Annotated in this window: 18 protein-coding genes, 1 tRNA gene and 2 pseudogenes; 9 read left to right on the forward strand and 12 right to left on the reverse strand. The window is 71.6% G+C overall.

Annotation, left to right across the window (positions count from 1 at the left end; all coding sequences use genetic code 11):
* Positions 1–43 precede the first annotated feature (43 nt).
* Positions 44–2,500: a GumC family protein gene (locus tag MFF64_RS14600; RefSeq protein ID WP_207768242.1), complete on the reverse strand. Its 2,457-nt coding sequence runs from the start codon at positions 2,498–2,500 to the stop codon at positions 44–46.
* Between the two features lie 353 nt (positions 2,501–2,853).
* Here MFF64_RS14600 and MFF64_RS14605 point away from each other — a divergent pair, with 353 nt between their 5' ends.
* The 3 genes from MFF64_RS14605 (at position 2,854) to MFF64_RS14615 (ending at position 6,505) form a co-directional block, all read left to right on the forward strand.
* A complete protein-coding gene (locus MFF64_RS14605) occupies positions 2,854–3,426 on the forward strand; it encodes a polysaccharide biosynthesis/export family protein (protein ID WP_099907610.1) in 573 nt (190 codons plus the stop codon).
* Between the two features lie 126 nt (positions 3,427–3,552).
* Entirely contained in the window at positions 3,553–4,809 is a 1,257-nt protein-coding gene (locus tag MFF64_RS14610; protein WP_238191315.1) for a glycosyltransferase family 4 protein, read from the forward strand.
* A 160-nt stretch (positions 4,810–4,969) separates the two neighbouring features.
* Positions 4,970–6,505, forward strand: coding sequence for an undecaprenyl-phosphate glucose phosphotransferase (locus MFF64_RS14615; protein ID WP_099907606.1), 1,536 nt, complete (start codon positions 4,970–4,972; stop codon positions 6,503–6,505).
* A gap of 162 nt (positions 6,506–6,667) precedes the next feature.
* Here MFF64_RS14615 and MFF64_RS14620 read toward each other — a convergent pair whose 3' ends face one another.
* The 3 genes from MFF64_RS14620 to MFF64_RS14630 form a co-directional block, all read right to left on the reverse strand.
* On the reverse strand, positions 6,668–6,841 hold the full coding sequence (locus tag MFF64_RS14620; RefSeq protein ID WP_165795858.1) for a hypothetical protein: 174 nt from the start codon (positions 6,839–6,841) through the stop codon (positions 6,668–6,670).
* 201 nt (positions 6,842–7,042) lie between these two features.
* Positions 7,043–8,878, reverse strand: coding sequence for an aq_1923 C-terminal domain (locus MFF64_RS14625; protein ID WP_133123705.1), 1,836 nt, complete (start codon positions 8,876–8,878; stop codon positions 7,043–7,045).
* A gap of 32 nt (positions 8,879–8,910) precedes the next feature.
* On the reverse strand, positions 8,911–9,237 hold the full coding sequence (locus MFF64_RS14630; RefSeq protein ID WP_238191317.1) for a HesB/IscA family protein: 327 nt from the start codon (positions 9,235–9,237) through the stop codon (positions 8,911–8,913).
* 139 nt (positions 9,238–9,376) lie between these two features.
* Between MFF64_RS14630 and MFF64_RS14635 the strand changes: the two genes are divergently transcribed.
* The gene (locus MFF64_RS14635) at positions 9,377–10,612 is read left to right on the forward strand and encodes a deoxyguanosinetriphosphate triphosphohydrolase (RefSeq protein ID WP_099902597.1); all 1,236 of its coding nucleotides are present in this window, start codon (positions 9,377–9,379) and stop codon (positions 10,610–10,612) included.
* 216 nt (positions 10,613–10,828) lie between these two features.
* Here MFF64_RS14635 and MFF64_RS14640 read toward each other — a convergent pair whose 3' ends face one another.
* From MFF64_RS14640 to MFF64_RS38595, 3 genes and pseudogenes are all read right to left on the reverse strand, one after another.
* Positions 10,829–11,251, reverse strand: coding sequence for a GNAT family acetyltransferase (locus tag MFF64_RS14640; protein ID WP_099902595.1), 423 nt, complete (start codon positions 11,249–11,251; stop codon positions 10,829–10,831).
* A gap of 445 nt (positions 11,252–11,696) precedes the next feature.
* Positions 11,697–11,831 (reverse strand): annotated as a pseudogene (locus MFF64_RS14645) (antirestriction protein ArdC); the annotation flags it as partial.
* Between the two features lie 93 nt (positions 11,832–11,924).
* Positions 11,925–12,068 carry an ArdC-like ssDNA-binding domain-containing protein gene (locus tag MFF64_RS38595; protein WP_238191320.1) on the reverse strand — a complete coding sequence of 48 codons (144 nt, stop codon included), beginning with the start codon at positions 12,066–12,068 and terminating at the stop codon, positions 11,925–11,927.
* Positions 12,069–12,538: 470 nt separating this feature from the next.
* On the opposite strand from MFF64_RS38595, the gene MFF64_RS14655 reads away from it, so the two are divergent.
* Both MFF64_RS14655 and MFF64_RS14660 read left to right on the forward strand, forming a co-directional pair.
* Positions 12,539–13,078 (forward strand): hypothetical protein, encoded by a 540-nt coding sequence (locus tag MFF64_RS14655; RefSeq protein ID WP_207768146.1) that lies wholly within the window; start codon positions 12,539–12,541, stop codon positions 13,076–13,078.
* A gap of 81 nt (positions 13,079–13,159) precedes the next feature.
* Positions 13,160–13,336: a hypothetical protein gene (locus tag MFF64_RS14660; protein WP_165795769.1), complete on the forward strand. Its 177-nt coding sequence runs from the start codon at positions 13,160–13,162 to the stop codon at positions 13,334–13,336.
* A 32-nt stretch (positions 13,337–13,368) separates the two neighbouring features.
* Here MFF64_RS14660 and MFF64_RS14665 read toward each other — a convergent pair whose 3' ends face one another.
* From MFF64_RS14665 to MFF64_RS14680, 4 genes are all read right to left on the reverse strand, one after another.
* The gene (locus tag MFF64_RS14665) at positions 13,369–13,596 is read right to left on the reverse strand and encodes a hypothetical protein (protein ID WP_099904234.1); all 228 of its coding nucleotides are present in this window, start codon (positions 13,594–13,596) and stop codon (positions 13,369–13,371) included.
* 71 nt (positions 13,597–13,667) lie between these two features.
* Positions 13,668–14,084 carry a lysozyme inhibitor LprI family protein gene (locus MFF64_RS14670; RefSeq protein ID WP_238191322.1) on the reverse strand — a complete coding sequence of 139 codons (417 nt, stop codon included), beginning with the start codon at positions 14,082–14,084 and terminating at the stop codon, positions 13,668–13,670.
* Between the two features lie 62 nt (positions 14,085–14,146).
* Positions 14,147–14,293: a hypothetical protein gene (locus tag MFF64_RS14675; RefSeq protein WP_165795770.1), complete on the reverse strand. Its 147-nt coding sequence runs from the start codon at positions 14,291–14,293 to the stop codon at positions 14,147–14,149.
* A gap of 1 nt (position 14,294) precedes the next feature.
* Positions 14,295–14,828 carry a Ros/MucR family transcriptional regulator gene (locus tag MFF64_RS14680; protein WP_099904238.1) on the reverse strand — a complete coding sequence of 178 codons (534 nt, stop codon included), beginning with the start codon at positions 14,826–14,828 and terminating at the stop codon, positions 14,295–14,297.
* A 480-nt stretch (positions 14,829–15,308) separates the two neighbouring features.
* Between MFF64_RS14680 and MFF64_RS14685 the strand changes: the two genes are divergently transcribed.
* From MFF64_RS14685 to MFF64_RS14690, 3 genes are all read left to right on the forward strand, one after another.
* Positions 15,309–15,382 (forward strand) — tRNA-Gln (locus tag MFF64_RS14685).
* A 185-nt stretch (positions 15,383–15,567) separates the two neighbouring features.
* On the forward strand, positions 15,568–15,693 hold the full coding sequence (locus MFF64_RS38015; RefSeq protein WP_309296451.1) for a hypothetical protein: 126 nt from the start codon (positions 15,568–15,570) through the stop codon (positions 15,691–15,693).
* On the forward strand, positions 15,645–15,845 hold the full coding sequence (locus MFF64_RS14690; protein ID WP_238191324.1) for a hypothetical protein: 201 nt from the start codon (positions 15,645–15,647) through the stop codon (positions 15,843–15,845). Before MFF64_RS38015 ends, MFF64_RS14690 begins: the two co-directional genes overlap by 49 nt.
* A 3-nt stretch (positions 15,846–15,848) precedes the next feature.
* Here the strand turns inward: MFF64_RS14690 and MFF64_RS37840 are convergent.
* A pseudogene (locus MFF64_RS37840) lies at positions 15,849–15,983 on the reverse strand (hypothetical protein); the annotation flags it as partial.
* Between the last annotated feature and the right edge of the window lie 61 nt (positions 15,984–16,044).

Consider the following 16,044-nt stretch of genomic DNA (forward strand, 5'->3'; position numbering starts at 1 on the left):
TGGCCCCAGCCCGGCATGTGCCGCCCGGGGACCGCACGCCCGCTCAGGCCGACCGGCGCAGCGGGTAGGACGGCACCGGCACCCCCGCTGGCGCCCGGTCCTGGACCACGATCACCTCCGGCACGCCGGCGGCCTCCGCGGTGTCGAATAGGCCGACGAGGCGCGGGTCGTCGGCCTCGGCGTTCGAGGCGATCACCACCGCATCCATCCAGGCCGAGATCGCGCTCACCATTGGCCAGGTCCCGGCGGAGAAGCCGTCGCCGAGGCAGGCGATCACCCAGTCATAGGCCTCGCCGAGGGCATCGAAGGTGAGCCCGAGCGCGTCGCGTCCGGCGACCAGGGTCTCGGCCTCGCCGCGGCCGCGGCCGATGAGGTTCAGGCGCGGGCTCGCATCGGGCTGGATCACGGTGGTGAAGTCGGCGCGCCCGGCGACGAGGTCGAGGAGGCCCGGACGGGCATCCTGCGACCCATCGAGGCGCACCAGGAGTGCACGGCCGTGCAAGGACGCGGCGCAGCCGAGGCTGCGGGCGAGGCCGCCGAGATCGGTCTCGCCGCCGGTGCCGACGAGGAGCACGCGCCGGCCGCCTCCCGCTGTCTCGATCGCGTCGAGCCGCGCCACCAGCACGTCGAGGTCGTAGCGGGCCTCGAAGGGCAGCGGGGCCGTCGCGCCGGGCGCGGGTGGGACGGAGGCCGCCTCGACGGGCGGAACCGTCGCAGCTGGTAGCACCGGATCGACCGACGGACGCGGCGCTGTCGGCGCCACGCGGTCGGCGGGGGCGGCCGCCGCCACGGGCGGGGCCGGCTCCGCAGGCGGCACGACCGGGGACGGAGCCGGCTCGGCGACCGGGCGTGCCTCAGCGGTCAAGAATTGCTCGGCAGCCAGGAAACGCTCGGCGGGCAAAACCTGCTCGGTGGGCAAGACCTGCGCGGCGGACAAGACCGGCACGGGCGCTGCAGCCACCTCCGGCTCGGGCGGACGGGTGGCGGAGGCTGCCGCGGGCGTGGCCGGGGGGTGGACGGGCGCCACCGCGACGGGCGCCTCCGGCACCGGCTCGGTCTCCGGCCGGCGAAGAGGCGGGCGACTGGAGGGACGGCCGCGCCCGCGCCCGGGGGGATCGCCGGCGAGCAGCGCCTTGGCGACGACGCTGCCGATGGCGAACAGGAGGGCGATCACCGTGGCGAAGATGACGATCGGCAACTTCTTGGGGAAGGACGGCAGGTCGGGCACCACCGCGCGGGAGACCACGCGGGCATCGGCCGGGGCGGCGCTCGCCGCGTCGCGGGCCGCGGCCTCGCGGAAGCGGCCGAGATAGGATTCGAGCTGCTCGCGCTGGGCCTTCGCCTCACGCTCCAGGGCGCGCAGCTCGACCTCGTCGCCATTCGCCTTGGCGACGATGGAGCGCTGCGCGTCCACTGCCGCCTGCAGGCTCTCGACCCGGCTGCCGGCGATGCGGGCATCGTTCTCGAGCGTCCGCACCGCCCGGTCGGCGGCGGCGCGGATCTGCGTCTCCAGGCCCTCGAGCTGGGCGCGCAGCTCCTTCATCCGCGGGTGCTGCGGCAGCAGGGTGCGGGCCTCGAGGGCGAGCTGCGCCCTCAGGCCGATGCGCTGCTCGACCAGGCGGCGGATCAGCTCGTTGTTGGCGACGTCCGGGATCTCGAAGCCGCGGCCGTCCTTCAGCATCTCACGGATCAGCTTGGCCTTGGCGCCGGCATCGGCCTGGGCGGCGCGGGCCTGGGTCAGCTGGGTCGAGATCTCGGCGAGCTGCTGGGCCGCGAGCGGCTGGTTGGTGGTGCCGCCGCTGCCGATCAGCCCGTTGCGGGCCCGGAACGCCTCGACCTTCGCCTCGGCCTCCGCGACGCGGCTGCGCAGGGTCTCGATATTCGTGCCGAGCCAGGTCGAGGCATAGCGGGCGGTATCGACCTTCGCGGCGGCGAGCGAGGAGAGGTAGAGGTCCGAGATGGTGTTGGCGGCCTTCGCGGCCAGTTCGGGATCCTTCGAGCGGAACTCGATCGTCAGGATGCGCGACTTGCCGGCCGGATAGACCAGCAGCCGCTCGAAGTACTTCTCCATCACCCGGTCGACCGGCTCACGGTCGAGGGGGTTCTGGGCGAGGCCGAGCATCACCAGCACCTGCTGGAGACCACCGACGCCGTTGACCATCGGGTCGAACTCGGCATTGCCGACGAGGCCGAGGCTCTTGATCGCCTCGCGGGCGATGTCGCGCGACATCACCACCTGGACCTGGCTCGCCACCGCCTGCTCGTCGATCGGCTGGGGCAGCTCGCCCCGGTCCTGCTGCAGCCGCGTGAGCGCGCTGTCGCGGCTCTCGAGCAGGAGCTTGGCCTCCGCCGTGTAGCGCGGGGTCACGACCTGCACGAAGGTGACGGCGAGCCCGAACGCAACCACGGTCGGCAGCAGGATGACGAGCCAGCGCCGCCGCAGCAAACGGCCGACATCGCCGAGGGTCAGGCCGTCCTCGCTCCTGCGCTCCCAGGCCATCGCATCGGGGACGTCGTCACGAGCGGTCTTCGCGTCCTTTGTCGCCTCCGGGCTCTTGGAGGTGGAGCCGGGGGTCTTGGAATCCTTGCGGCCCCGGCCGGCCAGACGGTCGGGCAGGCGGGCATGCGACCGCTCGGCGAAAGGAAAGACGCGGGGCATTGCGGACCGTCGATAGGAGGCGGGACTGGCCCGGACCGGGCCCTGCCGTCAGCACACTCGATTAAGGTTGCCGCGCGGTTAAGACCCAAATCCTCCTCGACGATCGCCGTCCGGCGACGGGTGAGAGTTCATTAACCACGGTCCACTAGGCCTGGGGACAAGATCACCGAGACGACTTGAACTGGCCGGAAGCGATGAACCGACGCGCCCTTCTCACAGGTCTGGCGACCACGCTCGCGCTCGGCGGCTGCCTGCGGCCCGAGTACCGCACGGCGCTCCTCGACGAGACGGGCACGGGATCGATCGGGGCGGCCTACTCGCTCGCCGCCGGCGACCGTCTCCGGGTGATCGTCTTCGGGCAGGACAACCTCTCGAACATCTACGCGGTGGACGGGGCCGGACGCATCGCCATGCCGCTGATCGGCCCGATCAAGGTCGCCGGCGGCTCGACCGCCCAGGCCGCCCGCGCCATCGAGGCCCGTCTGCGCGACGGCTACGTGCGCGAGCCCCACGTCACGGTGGAGGTCGAGGTCTACCGGCCGTTCTTCATCCTGGGCGAGGTCACCACCTCGGGCCAGTACCCCTACGTGAGCGGCATGACGGTCGAGACCGCTGTGGCGATCGCGGCGGGCTTCGGCCCCCGCGCCGCCCGCGACTACGCCGTGCTCACCCGCGAGGGACCGACCGGCCTCGTCTCCGGCATCGTGCCGATGACCTATCCGGTCCGCCCCGGCGACACGATCGTCGTCAAGGAGCGGTGGTTCTGAAACCTGACGGTGCTCGCACGGTCTTCGACTTGCGCTGACCGGCGGTTAACCACGCCCGCACTCATCGCAGTCCGGACTGGTCTTCGCTTCGGCCGCTTAACCTCGCGGCGACGGGCCTGAGGCGAGATGTCGGCAGCCGCGCGCCGCGGCGCCGCCTTCCGTCTCGAGGACATGCCCGTGGCCGCCTCCCAACTCCGCCTCGCCGCCGATCCCGCGCCGCCGGAGGCCGCGCCGCAGCCCTCGCCCGCCACCGCCCCGCGGGAGCGGATCCTGCACGTCTTTCGGGCTCCGGTCGGCGGCCTGTTCCGCCACGTCCTCGACGTCGCGCGGCTGCAGGCGCAGGCTGGCCACGCGGTCGGGCTGTTCTGCGATGCGAGCACCGGGGGCGCCCGGGCGGATGCGGTGCTCGCCGAGCTGACGCCGCACCTGTCTCTCGGCATCACCCGGCTGCCCATGCACCGCAACCCGCATCCGCGCGATCTCGCCGCCCTGGCGGCGCTCTCCGGCCTCGTGCGCCGCGCGCGACCCACGGTGCTGCACGGGCACGGCTCCAAGGGCGGCCTGTTCGCCCGCCTAGTGCCGATCGGGAGCGGGGTGGGGCCGGTGCGGGCCTACACGCCGCATGGCGGCAGCTTCAACTATCGCCCGGGGACGCCGCTCCACCGCCTCTACATGGTGGCGGAAGGCCTGCTCACCCGCCGCACCGACGTCTTCCTGTTCGAGAGCGACTATATCGCCGGGCGTTACCGGGCCTATGTCGGCCCGACCGATCGACTGGTGCGGGTGGTGCACAACGGCATCTCGGCCGCCGAGTTCGCCCCGATCGACGCGAGCCCGGACCCGTTCGACCTCGTCTATATCGGCGAGTTGCGCGAGGCGAAGGGCGTGCCGGTGCTGTTCGAGGCGGTGGCGCGCCTGCGCCGGGAGCACGGGCGGCGGCTGACCCTGCTGGTGGTCGGCTCGGGGCCGGACGAGGTCGCCCTGCGCAACCGCGTCGCCGCCCTCGGCCTCGCCGAGGACGTGCAGTTCGAGCCGCCGCAGCCGATCCGCGCGGCTCTGAGCCGCGCCACCGTGATGGTGGTGCCCTCGCTCGCCGAGTCGCTGCCCTATGTGATCCTCGAGGCGGCGGCGGCCGCTCAGCCCCTGGTCTCGACCGATGTCGGCGGCATCCCGGAGATCTTCGGGCCCGCCGCGCCGGCCCTGGTGCCGCCGCGCGACGTCGCCGCCCTCGGAGAGGCGATCCTGCGCAAGGTCGACCAGGACCCCGAGCAGCGCTCCGGCGAGGCGGCGGCGCTCAGCGCCTTCGTCCGCTGCCGCTTCTCGATGGACCGGATGGCCGAGGACGGGCTTGCCGGCTACGCCGCCGCGCGGGTCCGGCGCTGAGCCCGGCCGACGCCGCACCCCGCTTCCCGATCCCGCCGATTTTCAACAAACCCGACGCGGTCGCCTTAAGCCTTCCGTCAGGGCTTCCCGGCAGGATCGCGCTCCTAACCCCCGGCCGATGCGGGGTTTTCCCCGTCGTGACCGAGACCGGAACCGTGCCATGAGTGCGTTCGACGTCCGCGATATCCTCAAGACCGTGGCAGCCGACCAAGCCGGATCGCTGGGCCGCCCGACCCTGGAGCGCGAGGCCGTGCCGCCCGCCGAGACGGTGGCGCCGGTGCGGCCGGATCCGGTCGTCTCGCCGGTGGTCTTCACCGGCTGCGTCCGCGCCCTCGAATTCGTCCTCGTGGCGCTCGCGGGCCTGTGCGCCCAGCGCTGGCTGCTGGCCGGCGTGGTGCCGCTGCATCTCGGCTACGTCGCGGCGATCCTCGGGCTCGCCGCCCTCAACGTGCTGGTGCTGCAGGCGCTCGGCGCCTACGGCATCCGCGCGTTCCGGGCCTTCTTCAGCGTCGGCGCCCGGGTCGTGCTCGGCTGGTCGCTGGTGATGCTGCTCGCCGCGACCGCTTTGTTCTTCGCCAAGCTCGGCGACAACTACTCGCGGCTGTGGCTCGGCACCGTCTATGGCGGCGGGCTGGCGCTGCTGGTGGCCGAGCGGCTGGTCCTGTCGCTGGTGGTGAGCGCGCAGATGCGCCGCGGTCGCTTCGACCGGCGCGTCGCCATCGTGGGCGGGGGCGAGCCGGCCGAGGCGCTGATCCGGGCGATCGAGGCGCAGGGCGATTCCGGCCTCAAGGTCGTGGGCCTGTTCGACGACCGCAGCGACGGCCGCTCGGCCGACGTGGTCGCCGGCTACCCCAAGCTCGGCACCGTCAGCGACCTCGTCACCTTCGCCCGCCGCACCAAGGTCGACCTGATCGTGTTCACCCTGCCGATCTCGGCCGAGGCGCGCATCCTGCAGATGCTGGCCAAGCTCTGGGTGCTGCCGGTCGATATCCGCCTCTCGGCCCATGCCTCGAAGCTGCGGTTGCGCCCGCGCAGCTACTCCTATCTCGGCTCGGTGCCGGTGCTCGACGTGTTCGACCGCCCGATCGCCGACTGGGACGTGGTGGTGAAGGGCGTGTTCGACCGCGTGGTCGGCGCCGTGCTGCTGCTCATGCTCTCGCCGGTGATGCTGGCGGTCGCGCTCGCCGTGAAGCTCACCTCACCGGGCCCGGTCTTCTTCCGGCAGAAGCGCCACGGCTTCAACAACGAGGTGATCGAGGTCTACAAGTTCCGCTCGATGTACACCGACCAGTGCGACCATGCGGCGAACAAGATCGTCACCAAGGGCGATCCCCGGGTGACCCCGGTCGGCCGGTTCATCCGCAAGAGCTCGCTCGACGAGCTGCCCCAGCTCATCAACGTGGTGAAGGGCGACCTGTCCCTGGTCGGGCCGCGCCCGCACGCCCTGCAGGCCAAGGCCGCCAACACCCTCTACGATCAGGTCGTCGACGGCTACTTCGCCCGCCACAAGGTGAAGCCCGGGATGACCGGCTGGGCCCAGATCAACGGCTGGCGCGGCGAGACCGACACCAACGAGAAGATCCAGCGCCGCGTCGAGCACGACCTGTACTACATCGAGAACTGGTCGGTGTTCTTCGACCTGCAGATCCTGGCGATGACCCCGCTGGCGCTGTTCAAGACCGAGAACGCGTATTGACGTCACGATGTGGGGGAGGGGGCCGCTCTCTCCCCCGCCTGACGCAGGGTTGTCCGACGACACTCGTTTGAAGATCGGCCGCGAGCCTCTCCTCTCCTACGCTTGAGAGGAGAGGCTCGCGCTGTTTTGCCCCTGGACACCCATCCGTCCGTCGATCGGTGCTCAGCCGATATACGGCCACGCCCGCAGCGGGCAGGTATTCTCCGAAGCCGGCGCCTCGCCCGTGGTGCCGCCCGTCAGATCGATCGGGACGATATGGGCCGATCCGGCAGGCGACAGCGGGGCCCAGCCGGCCAGGATGACGGCCGTGGCCAGAAATCGAATGACGCTCAGCATCGTTTGTCCTTCGTCTCGACCGTGTCGGACCGTCGATGGGAGGGCGTTTACGAGCCGGGCGTTGCAGCCTGATTGCGTGACATATTACGGGCGAGAGATCGGGACGGTCATCGGTTGCAGCCGATCACACCCGACCCGCCGACCGCTCCGCCTCGCATCGTCGAGGCAGGCCCGGAAAACCAGGCTCCCGACATTCTGGCCTTACTCCGCCGTGGCCTTCACCGTCAGGCGGTCGAAGATCTTGCCGGGGCTCGGGGCGGTGCTGAAATCCATCAGCCCGAGGCCGGCAGGATCCTTGGCGGCGGCGCTGACCGAGAGCCGGCCGGGCTTGACGACGAAGCGGGACACCGCCTGGCCCAGCGCCTTGGCGGAGGGTGAATTGCCGAGGACCGCCGGGATCCCGAGCATCGCGGCGGTGCCGTATTCGCGCTGCAACTCCTCGGGCTTGAGGCTCTGGGCCTTGGCCTGCTGGTCGACGAAGCGCTGGAAGAGCCCGCCGTTCTCGAGCGTGAGCGCGAGCGACTTGGCGCTGGCGCCCAGCAGCGCCAGGGAGGAGACCATCGGCTCGGGGTCGAACACCTCCTTGCCGATCCCGCCGATCGTGCCGGTGATCCGGGCGGTGCCCATGTCCTTGCCCGTGAGCGTCACGTCCCGGAGCGTCACTTCCCGGGCGGCTTCGTCCCAGCGGGCATCGACGGTGCCGGAGAGGTCGAGGGCGGTGTAGCCGAGCCCGGCGAGGTCGGCGAGGACCGGCGCCGCGGTACCGGGCGGGACCGCGCAGGTGAAGCCGTCGAAGGCGAGGCGCGAGGCGGTCGGCACGCCGTCGCGCGGGTCGCTCATGGCGAGGGCGGCGCTCCGCACGGCGAAGCGCAGAGGTCCCGACATGGTCAGCGGATCCTGGGCCGAGGCCTGCGCCGGCAGGTCGACGTCGAGATTCTCCAGGGTCACGCGGCCGAGGGCCGGGGCGTAGCGGCGCAGCTCGGCCTGGTCGATGGGGCCGGCGGCGGCGCGGCGCAGACCCTCCAGCACCGGCTTGAGCGACAAGCCGGAGAGGGTCAGCCCTTTCAGGGCGACGCGGCCGGCCGGGGCGTCGACCGCCAAGCCCTCGGCCTTCACCTGGCCTGCGCCGTCCTCGGTGCCGTAAGTCAGGCGGGCAAGGCTCGCCTGGATCGGGCCCTGCTTGGGGCCGCCGCCCGGCGCCGCGACGGTGATGCCGCTGATCTCCAGCCCGCCGACGCTGATCCCGTCGAGCAGGTCGGCGGCGAGGCCCGACAGGCGGGAGCGTTCCGGCCCCTCCGCCTTGCCGGCGCCCTCGGCCAGGGATCGGACCGAGTCGCCCCACGGGATCGTGGTCGGCCGGCCGGTCAGGTCGCGGGCGTCGATGCGGGCGATGCGGAAGGCCGCCCCGTCGGGGCCGGTCAGCGCGATGTCCTCGGCGGTGACGCCGCCATAGACCCGGATCGGCGCCGCATCAGGGCCACCGGATTCGGTGAACAGGCGCGCGAGGCCCGGCAGATCGACCTCGCGGGCGCTCAGCCGGCCATAGGCGCCGGCGGCGTCGGGGCCCGGCCCCTCGACGGTCAGGGTGGCGCCCCCGGCCTCCAGCGTGCCGATGCGGCCCGCCGCGACGTCCCGGGCGACGACGTCGTGATAGACTGCGACCTGCACCCGCCCGCCCGCCGGCTGCTCGACCCGCAGCACCGGGATCACGATCTCGCGGGCGGAGAGCTTGTCGAGGCGGGTCCGCCACGGCGCCGGACCGGCCGCATCAAGGATCGCCCGTGCCTCGTCCCGCGACAGGGCGGTGCCGCGCAGCTCGATCTTCGGCGCCTTCAGGGTCACGGGACCCAGCGGGAGCACGACCTCGTCGAGGACGACCGGGGCGCCTTGGGTCCCGGCGTCTTGTGACGGGGTGCCGGGAGTCGCGGTGCCAGAAGTCGCGGCGCCTTGGGCCAGCGCCGGGCCGACGAGCAGCGTCGCGCAGGCGAGAGCGCCGAGCGCGGCCCGGGCCACGCCCGTTTTCAGAGAGCGGGTCATGGCGGAGCGTCCCGGAATCGTGGCAGGCGAGGTTACAGGGAGAACGAGGTGCCGCAGCCGCAGGAGGCGGTGGCCTGCGGGTTCTCGATCTTGAATGACTGGCCGATCAGGTCGTTGACGAAGTCGATCGTCGCGCCCTCCATGTACGGGAGGGATGTCGGATCGACCAGCACCGTGGCCCCGTCCCGCTCCACCGCCAGGTCGTCCGCAGTGCGGTCCTTCGCGATGTCGAAGGCGTACTGGAACCCGGAGCAGCCGCCGCCATTCACGCTGATGCGCAGCATCGAGCCGGGGGGCTCGGCGCCCATGATCTCGTTGATGCGGCGGGCGGCGCGGGACGTCAGGGTGATCGGGGTCATCGACGGCTTCTCGGGTGGGGGTCCGACGTGCGATGGCAACATAAGAATGGACGACGTGCACCGCAACAGCGGCGCATGAATGGGTGGGGTGCCGTGCGCTGGCAGCGGTGGCGCGCGGATGCGCTGAGGGGGCTGGAACGTGAGACGGACAGGCGAGCGCTGGCGGGCCCCTTACGGCAGCGATCCGTTCGCGTCGCGCGGGCGGCTGTTCCCGGAAGGCCCCTCGCCGACCCGCACCGACTTCCAGCGCGACCGCGACCGGATCGTGCATTCGGCCGCCTTCCGGCGCCTCAAGCACAAGACGCAGGTCTTCGTCCATCACGAGGGCGATCATTACCGCACCCGTCTGACCCATACGCTGGAGGTGAGCCAGATCGCCCGGGCGCTCGCCCGGGCGCTCGGCCTCGACGAGGACCTGGCCGAGGCCCTGGCCCTCGCTCACGACCTCGGCCATACCTGCTTCGGCCATACCGGCGAGGATGCCCTCCACGCCTGCATGCGCGAGCATGGCGGCTTCGACCACAACGCCCAGGCCCTGCGGCTGGTGACCCGGCTTGAGCGGCGCTACGCCACCTTCGACGGGCTCAACCTGACCTGGGAGACGCTGGAGGGCCTGGTCAAGCACAACGGCCCGCTCCTGACTCGGGACGGCCGGCCGACGCCGCATTACGCCGAGAGCGGCATCCCGGTGGCGATCACCGAGTACAACGCCCTGAACGACCTCGAGCTGTCGACCTTCGCCGGGCCCGAGGCCCAGGTGGCGGCGCTCGCTGACGACATCGCCTACGACGCCCACGACCTCGACGATGGGCTGCGGGCCGACCTCTTCGCCCTCGACGACCTGAGGGAGGTACCGTTCCTCGCCGGCCTCCTCGACGAGATTCGACGCACCTATCCGGGCCTCGAGCGCTCGCGGGTGGTGCACGAGCTCGCCCGCCGGGTCATCACCCGCTTCGTCGAGGACGTGATCGCCGAGGCCGAGCGGCGCCTCTCCGCGCTGCAGCCCGCTGACGCCGCCGCGATCCGCCACGCCGCGTCCCCGGTGGTCGCGTTCTCTGAGGCGATGGCGGTGGCCGACCGGGACATCAAGACCTTCCTGTTCGCCCGGATGTACCGGCATCCCGGCGTGATGGCGGTGCGCCAGCGCGCCGCCTCCATCGTCGAGGACCTGTTCTCCACCTTCCGGGGCGACCCGACCCGAATGCCGGAGGAGTGGAGCGCCGGCCTCTCCGGCCCCGACGACCCCCGCACCCCGCGCCGCGTCGCCGACTTCATCGCCGGCATGACCGACAATTACGCCGTGAGCCAGCACCGCCGTCTGTTTCCGGAAACGCCGGACCTGCACTGGGTGATCTGGCCGGGATTGGAGGGATGAGGGGGCGTCTTGACCCTCTCCAGTCACCGCCTCCGCGTCATCTCGTCCTCGACCTCATCCTGAGGTGCCTGCAAAGCGGGCTTGGACGGAGGGCTCCAGCAACGTCGAGACTTCTGGAGCCCTCCTTCGAGGCTCGCTTCGTTCGCACCCCAGGATGAGGCCGAGGAAGGGACAAAACGATATCGGGCAATCGCCCGCCGTTGTGTCGGGATCCGGTCAAGTCTCGGCAATCACCTTCTGCAAGCAGACCGAGTTGGTGTCGCGATATCCCAGGTGGTCGTAGAAGCCGAGCACCCCCGCGTTCTCCCGGCGCACCAGCAGCTGCACCTTCCAGACCCCGCGCGACGCCAGCCAGGCCTCCGCCGCCTCGACCATCCGCCGCCCGAGCCCGCTGCTTTGCTGCTCGGGCGCCACCGCGACGTAGTAGAGCCAGCCCCGATGCCCATCCTCGCCGGCCATCGCGCTGGCGAGGACGCGGCCCTCGACCTCCGCCACCAGCACGGTACCGTGTTCTCCGCGCCGGGCAAAGGCGATGTCGGTGGCCGGGTCGTTCCAGGGGCGAGCCACCCCGGCAGCGTGCCACAGGGCGATCACCGCCGGCACGTCGGCATCCTCGATCTCGCGGATCGTCGGCGTCATGCGAGTCTCTCTTCCACGGCTCTCGCCTCTGAATACCGGCTCGCCGAGGCCAGCCCGGCGGGGCGACGGACGCCCTTACACCATCGATGAGGACTTCCGGAATGCGCTGACCGGTCGGCCTGTCGATCCAAACGCGCCGGCAAGCGCGCTTCGTGCTGGCGTCAGCGCCGGAGTTCGCGTTCGCGGTAGGCTCGGGACATCCCGGGGCCGGCTGCAGGGCGGCGAGGTCGTCGGCCGCCCGCGAGGCTTGGATGGCGGCGTGACTGAATACGCGCGGGTCCGCCTGCAGGAGCGGCGCCCAGGATGCGCCGTAGGCCGCGTGGTCCGGGTGGGGCGTGCACACGACGCCGAGGTCTGCCAGCACGAAGGCGGCGCCGAACCGGCTGGTGAGGTGGTGGGCGAGCGTGCCCGCGTAGCCCGCATGTTCGTGGAACGCGGCGCAGGGCGGAAGCTGGATCGTGTCGGTGGCTGGGACGGTGCAGGCGCGGGCGCCGCCTTCGTTGATGTGGGCGCCGGTGGCAGCGACGAAGGCGTCGAGGGCCGGCAGGGGCAGTAGACGACGACATGCTGCTGGGGGCATCGGCGGCCGGCGGGGCTGTGTCGACCTGGGCGGCGTTGAAGATGCAGGCGGCGCGGACGACGAAGGGGGCGCTGTCGGTCGTATCGATATCGCCTATCCCGGTGCGGACGCTGCGGGGTAGTTCCTTGTAGAACAGCACCAGCGTGCGTCGGGGTAGCCGTGCGCCTGCGCTGCGCACCACAGCGCCAGGACATTCAGTCCGCGGTAGCGGCGGTCGGTGCGGGCATTGCGCGGCATGGGGTCGGCGCCGTGCCAGGTCTGGCGCGTCCATCGTCGCGGCGGATGGTGCAGCTCCTCCTGATGGACGGTGACTGCCGGGGAGCTGGATGGGCGCTGCCCCGATACCTTCGTGGCCGCGTCCCCGAGATCGGGCGTGCGATGGCGAAGGTGCAGGCCTTCACGGCGATCGTGCGAGGGCAGGATCAGGCCCGGGTCCGGGGCGTGGTTGGAGCGCTGTCACGGTGGCCCGCCGAGCGGACGGGCGGAGGGGTGGAGGCTTGATCGGGCCGTTGCCGGTGAGGTCGGCCGACGGCGTCGATCCGGTTGGCCGCCCCGATCGCGCATGCGCCCGAGCCCGGGGGTGAGAACCGCCCGGTCACGAAGCCGCGAGAGGACGGCATGGGGTCCACCAAGCCTGAACCGGGTCCAGTCCACCGGCGTTGTTCGACCTTGAGGAAACCCTTCCTTTGCAATCAGGAGATGGTGCCATGAGGCATCTCGTTCTCGCGTCCGCGCTCGCCGCCGGCGCCCTCGCCCTGTCCACGGCGGGGGCCGATGCCCGCGGCTTCGGCGGTGGCGGCGGCTTCCGGGGCGGCGGTTTCGGCGGTGGCGGCTTCCATGGCGGCGGCTTCGGCGGGGCCGGGTTCCGGGGTGGCGGCTTCGGCGGCGGCTTCCGGGGTGCGGGCCTGGGCGGCGGCTTCCGCGGAGCCGGCCTCGGCGCGGGCTATCGCGGCGTCGGCTTCGGGGGTGGGTACCGGGGTGGCTACGGCGGCTACCGGGGCGTCGGGTTCGGCGGCTACCGGGGTGGCTACGGCGGGTATCGCGGCTACGGCTATCGCGGCGGTTACGGCTACGGCCGCGGCCTCGGCTACGGGCTGGCTGGGGTCGGCCTCGGTCTCGGGCTCGGCTACGGCCTCTCCAACGTCGGCTATTATGGCGCGTATGGCGGCACTTATGGCGGCTGCGGACCCTACGCCACTTACGATGACTTCTACGGGACCTGCGTTTCGTACGGCTACGGCTACTGAGGCGAGGGGCGGCTCGCCCGCGTTATGAGTCGGGGCCGGGCGGCTGCGCCCGGCCCGTTGTCGGGCCCACGGAGGGACGCCATGGCCGATTCACCCAAGCCGGGAACGCTCAAGCCGGGGGACAAGGCGGATCCCGGCACGCCCGGCACCGGCGAGAACCTCTGCCCTCGTTGTGCCGGCACCGGCCGGATCGAGGGTGAGCCCTGCCCGGACTGCGCCGGCACCGGCACGGTGACCGAGCCGATCGGCGGGGCCTGAGAGCACGCGTCCAAGGCGCCGAAACGAGACCGTCAGGGCGCCAGGATGATCTCCGCCAACGCCAGGGCCTTGGCGAGGGCCGCCTCGGTCTTCGGCGTCGGCGGCGCCGGCACCTGGGCTTCGCGCCGCAGCGCCTCCAGCACCGCCTCCCGCGCGTGCGGGTCGCGCTCCGCCCGCTCGCGCAGAAGGGCGGTCACGATCAGCTCGAGGGCCCCCAGGCGCGCCTCGACGTCGTCCTCGAAGGTGAGCGGCGCGCTCATCGGCAATCCCCCTGGTGATGTCCGCGCCGGCTCACGGCCTCACGCCCGACGCTCGTCACCCGTACGACCCATCACTCTTGCAACTCGTCGATCCGCGCCGCGAGAAGCCGAATCTTGCACGACGAGGCGAGTTGCCCCGCCGCCGAGCCGCCATGATAGTCGAAGTCGTAGAGGCTGTCGCAGTGGCGCCGGAAATATTCCTCCCAGGCGCCTTGCGCCGCCAGGAAAGCCTTGCGCCAGTTCTCCGAGTCCTCGCGTCCGGCGAGGCTGCCGGGGCTCGGTGGCCGGGTGGCGACCGCCGCGATGGCGGCGAGCTTGCGCTCCACCAGCGTCCCGAGGCGCTCCCGCAATGCCTTGGCGGCATCGTCCAGGCACGCCCCCTTCTGGTATTCCGGCAGCGCTTTGCCGGTGCAGGCGCGGATGGTGGCCGCCGCGGTGACGGGCTTGTCCCGGGGAGCGGCCGCCCGGGCCGGGGCGGAGGCCGCCATGAGGGCAAGGATCACGGCAGGGATGAGGGCGAGCGCGAGGCCCGCCCCGCCTTGTCCGCACCTCATCCGAGCCAATGCCCCAGCCAGTCGCCGCCGGCCAGCGCGACGCCGACCGTCGCTATGGCGGCGCCGGTCAGGACCAGCAGCACCTGCTCGCGCGACGGCAAGCGGCGTCCGCGCGCCTGCCGCCAGGGATTGGCCAGCGCCATCCTACTCGGCCGCGGCTTTGCGCGAGCGCCGCCGCGGGGCGGGCTTCTCCTCCGGGACCTCGGGCGCCGCGGGGGCCGGCTCGTCGACGACCTCTTGGGCGGCCGCCTGGGCTGCCGCCATAGCGTCGCGCCGGCGCTGCCCGAGGCCGAGGCTCTTGGCCAGCGCCGAGCGCTGGGCGGCGTAGCTCGCCGCGACCATCGGGTAATCGTGCGGCAGACCGAACTTCTGGCGGTACTCGGCGGGGGTCAGGCCCTGCGAGGTAAGGTGGCGCTTCAGCGAGCGGTAGGGCTTGCCGTCGAGGAAGCTGATCAGGTGGTCGGGCGTGACCGACTTGCGGATCTGCGCCGGAGTCGCCCGGGTCTCCTCGACCGCCGGCGCCGCCGGCTGGCCAAGCGCAGCCAGGGACGCGTGCACCGACGCGATCAATCCCGGCAGATCCGCCACCTGAAGATTGTTGTTCGCGACATAGGACGAGACGATGTCGGCCGCGAGGCCGACGAACTCAGACTGCTGCTCCAGGTTGACGTCCGGCACGAGGTTCCATCCCGATCTGAGCAACCCGGTTCGCTCCGAGTCGTCCAGGCATATCGGGCGCAGCGCGCCTTCATCAAGTGAAACCGTACCATCTCCAAGGAAAAACTGTGTATCACGGGCGACCAATGGCTTCTTCCGACCGGTCTTCGTCGGACCGCCGGCGGTCGCGCCGTTGGTCACGCACCGCACGCCCGACCTGTTGCACCGCCCCCGTCGCCGCCTCAGCCTTCACGGTCGGACAGCGAGACCGGTACGGCCGACCGCCGGCCCGCCTAAACCTTCCGGGGACCAGAGCCAGCCCGGATTGATCCGCCCCGAAGGCCGACATCCGGAGTTCCGCTGCCGCACCGCCTGCGATCGTCCCGCAAGAAAGCCTTGACCGGCCCGGCGAACCGGCCTATCTGCACCGCACCCGAGGCGGTGACGCGCCACCCCGGACAGACGGATCCCTCCTCTGATCCAAAGCGCGGAACGCCCCGTTGGGGGATAGTTTAACGGTAGAACAGCGGACTCTGACTCCGTTAGTCGTGGTTCGAATCCACGTCCCCCAGCCACTCGGCAACTTGAAGCACTCCAGGCATTCGACAATTCGCTGAACCGCCCTGCGGTCGGAGTGCGCTGCTGCACAGGCCGTCCGTGGCACGGTGGGAGCGCGGTGTGAGTTCGGTCGCCAACGTCGACCAGCGCGGACGCACCTTCCAACTTTCGGCACCGTGTTCCAGCCGACCTGCGGCGACGCCTGGGCCGCGACGAACTCTTGCGCAGCCTCGCCACAGGCGACATCCGCAGCGCCAAGTTCCGGCCTGTAGGATACACGTGGCGGCGGAAGAGCTGTTCTCGACCCTGCGCGCCACGCCGATGCTGACCGGCGATCAGGCCGCCCGGGTCGTCCGGGACTTCTACGACCTCATCCTGACGGACGAGAACGCCAGCCGGCTTACCCGTGCCCCCGCACGAGGCCGTGCGCGAGGTCCAGGTCATCCAACAGGCTCTCCCGCGTTCGTGGTGCATCTGTAGCGGTCATGCCGCCAGCACCCGGGCGCGCAGCAGGTCGAGCTTGGCGCAACCATACATCGTTCGCTTCAGCGTCTTCACCCGGTTGATCTGCCCCTCCACCGGGTTCGTGCTCCATGGCAGCGCGAGCGCGGCCTCCATATCGGGCGCCGGTCATCCCGATAGGAGGCGGGCCGGCACTCCTCGCGGTGGCAGCGGCCGC

The sequence above is a fragment of the Methylobacterium frigidaeris genome, from assembly GCF_022179185.1.
In the GTDB taxonomy this organism is placed as follows: Bacteria; Pseudomonadota; Alphaproteobacteria; order Rhizobiales; family Beijerinckiaceae; genus Methylobacterium; species Methylobacterium frigidaeris.

Excerpts from the sequence above, each read along its gene's own strand:
- MFF64_RS14600 (WP_207768242.1), bottom strand. The coding sequence starts at position 2,500 with ATGGCCTGGGAGCGCAGGAGCGAGGACGGCCTGACCCTCGGCGATGTC.
- MFF64_RS14605 (WP_099907610.1), top strand. The coding sequence starts at position 2,854 with ATGAACCGACGCGCCCTTCTCACAGGTCTGGCGACCACGCTCGCGCTC.
- MFF64_RS14610 (WP_238191315.1), top strand. The coding sequence starts at position 3,553 with ATGTCGGCAGCCGCGCGCCGCGGCGCCGCCTTCCGTCTCGAGGACATG.
- MFF64_RS14615 (WP_099907606.1), top strand. The coding sequence starts at position 4,970 with ATGAGTGCGTTCGACGTCCGCGATATCCTCAAGACCGTGGCAGCCGAC.
- MFF64_RS14620 (WP_165795858.1), bottom strand. The coding sequence starts at position 6,841 with ATGCTGAGCGTCATTCGATTTCTGGCCACGGCCGTCATCCTGGCCGGC.
- MFF64_RS14625 (WP_133123705.1), bottom strand. The coding sequence starts at position 8,878 with ATGACCCGCTCTCTGAAAACGGGCGTGGCCCGGGCCGCGCTCGGCGCT.
- MFF64_RS14630 (WP_238191317.1), bottom strand. The coding sequence starts at position 9,237 with ATGACCCCGATCACCCTGACGTCCCGCGCCGCCCGCCGCATCAACGAG.
- MFF64_RS14640 (WP_099902595.1), bottom strand. The coding sequence starts at position 11,251 with ATGACGCCGACGATCCGCGAGATCGAGGATGCCGACGTGCCGGCGGTG.
- MFF64_RS38595 (WP_238191320.1), bottom strand. The coding sequence starts at position 12,068 with ATGCCGCGCAATGCCCGCACCGACCGCCGCTACCGCGGACTGAATGTC.
- MFF64_RS14655 (WP_207768146.1), top strand. The coding sequence starts at position 12,539 with ATGAGGCATCTCGTTCTCGCGTCCGCGCTCGCCGCCGGCGCCCTCGCC.
- MFF64_RS14660 (WP_165795769.1), top strand. The coding sequence starts at position 13,160 with ATGGCCGATTCACCCAAGCCGGGAACGCTCAAGCCGGGGGACAAGGCG.
- MFF64_RS14665 (WP_099904234.1), bottom strand. The coding sequence starts at position 13,596 with ATGAGCGCGCCGCTCACCTTCGAGGACGACGTCGAGGCGCGCCTGGGG.
- MFF64_RS14670 (WP_238191322.1), bottom strand. The coding sequence starts at position 14,084 with ATGGCGGCCTCCGCCCCGGCCCGGGCGGCCGCTCCCCGGGACAAGCCC.
- MFF64_RS14675 (WP_165795770.1), bottom strand. The coding sequence starts at position 14,293 with ATGGCGCTGGCCAATCCCTGGCGGCAGGCGCGCGGACGCCGCTTGCCG.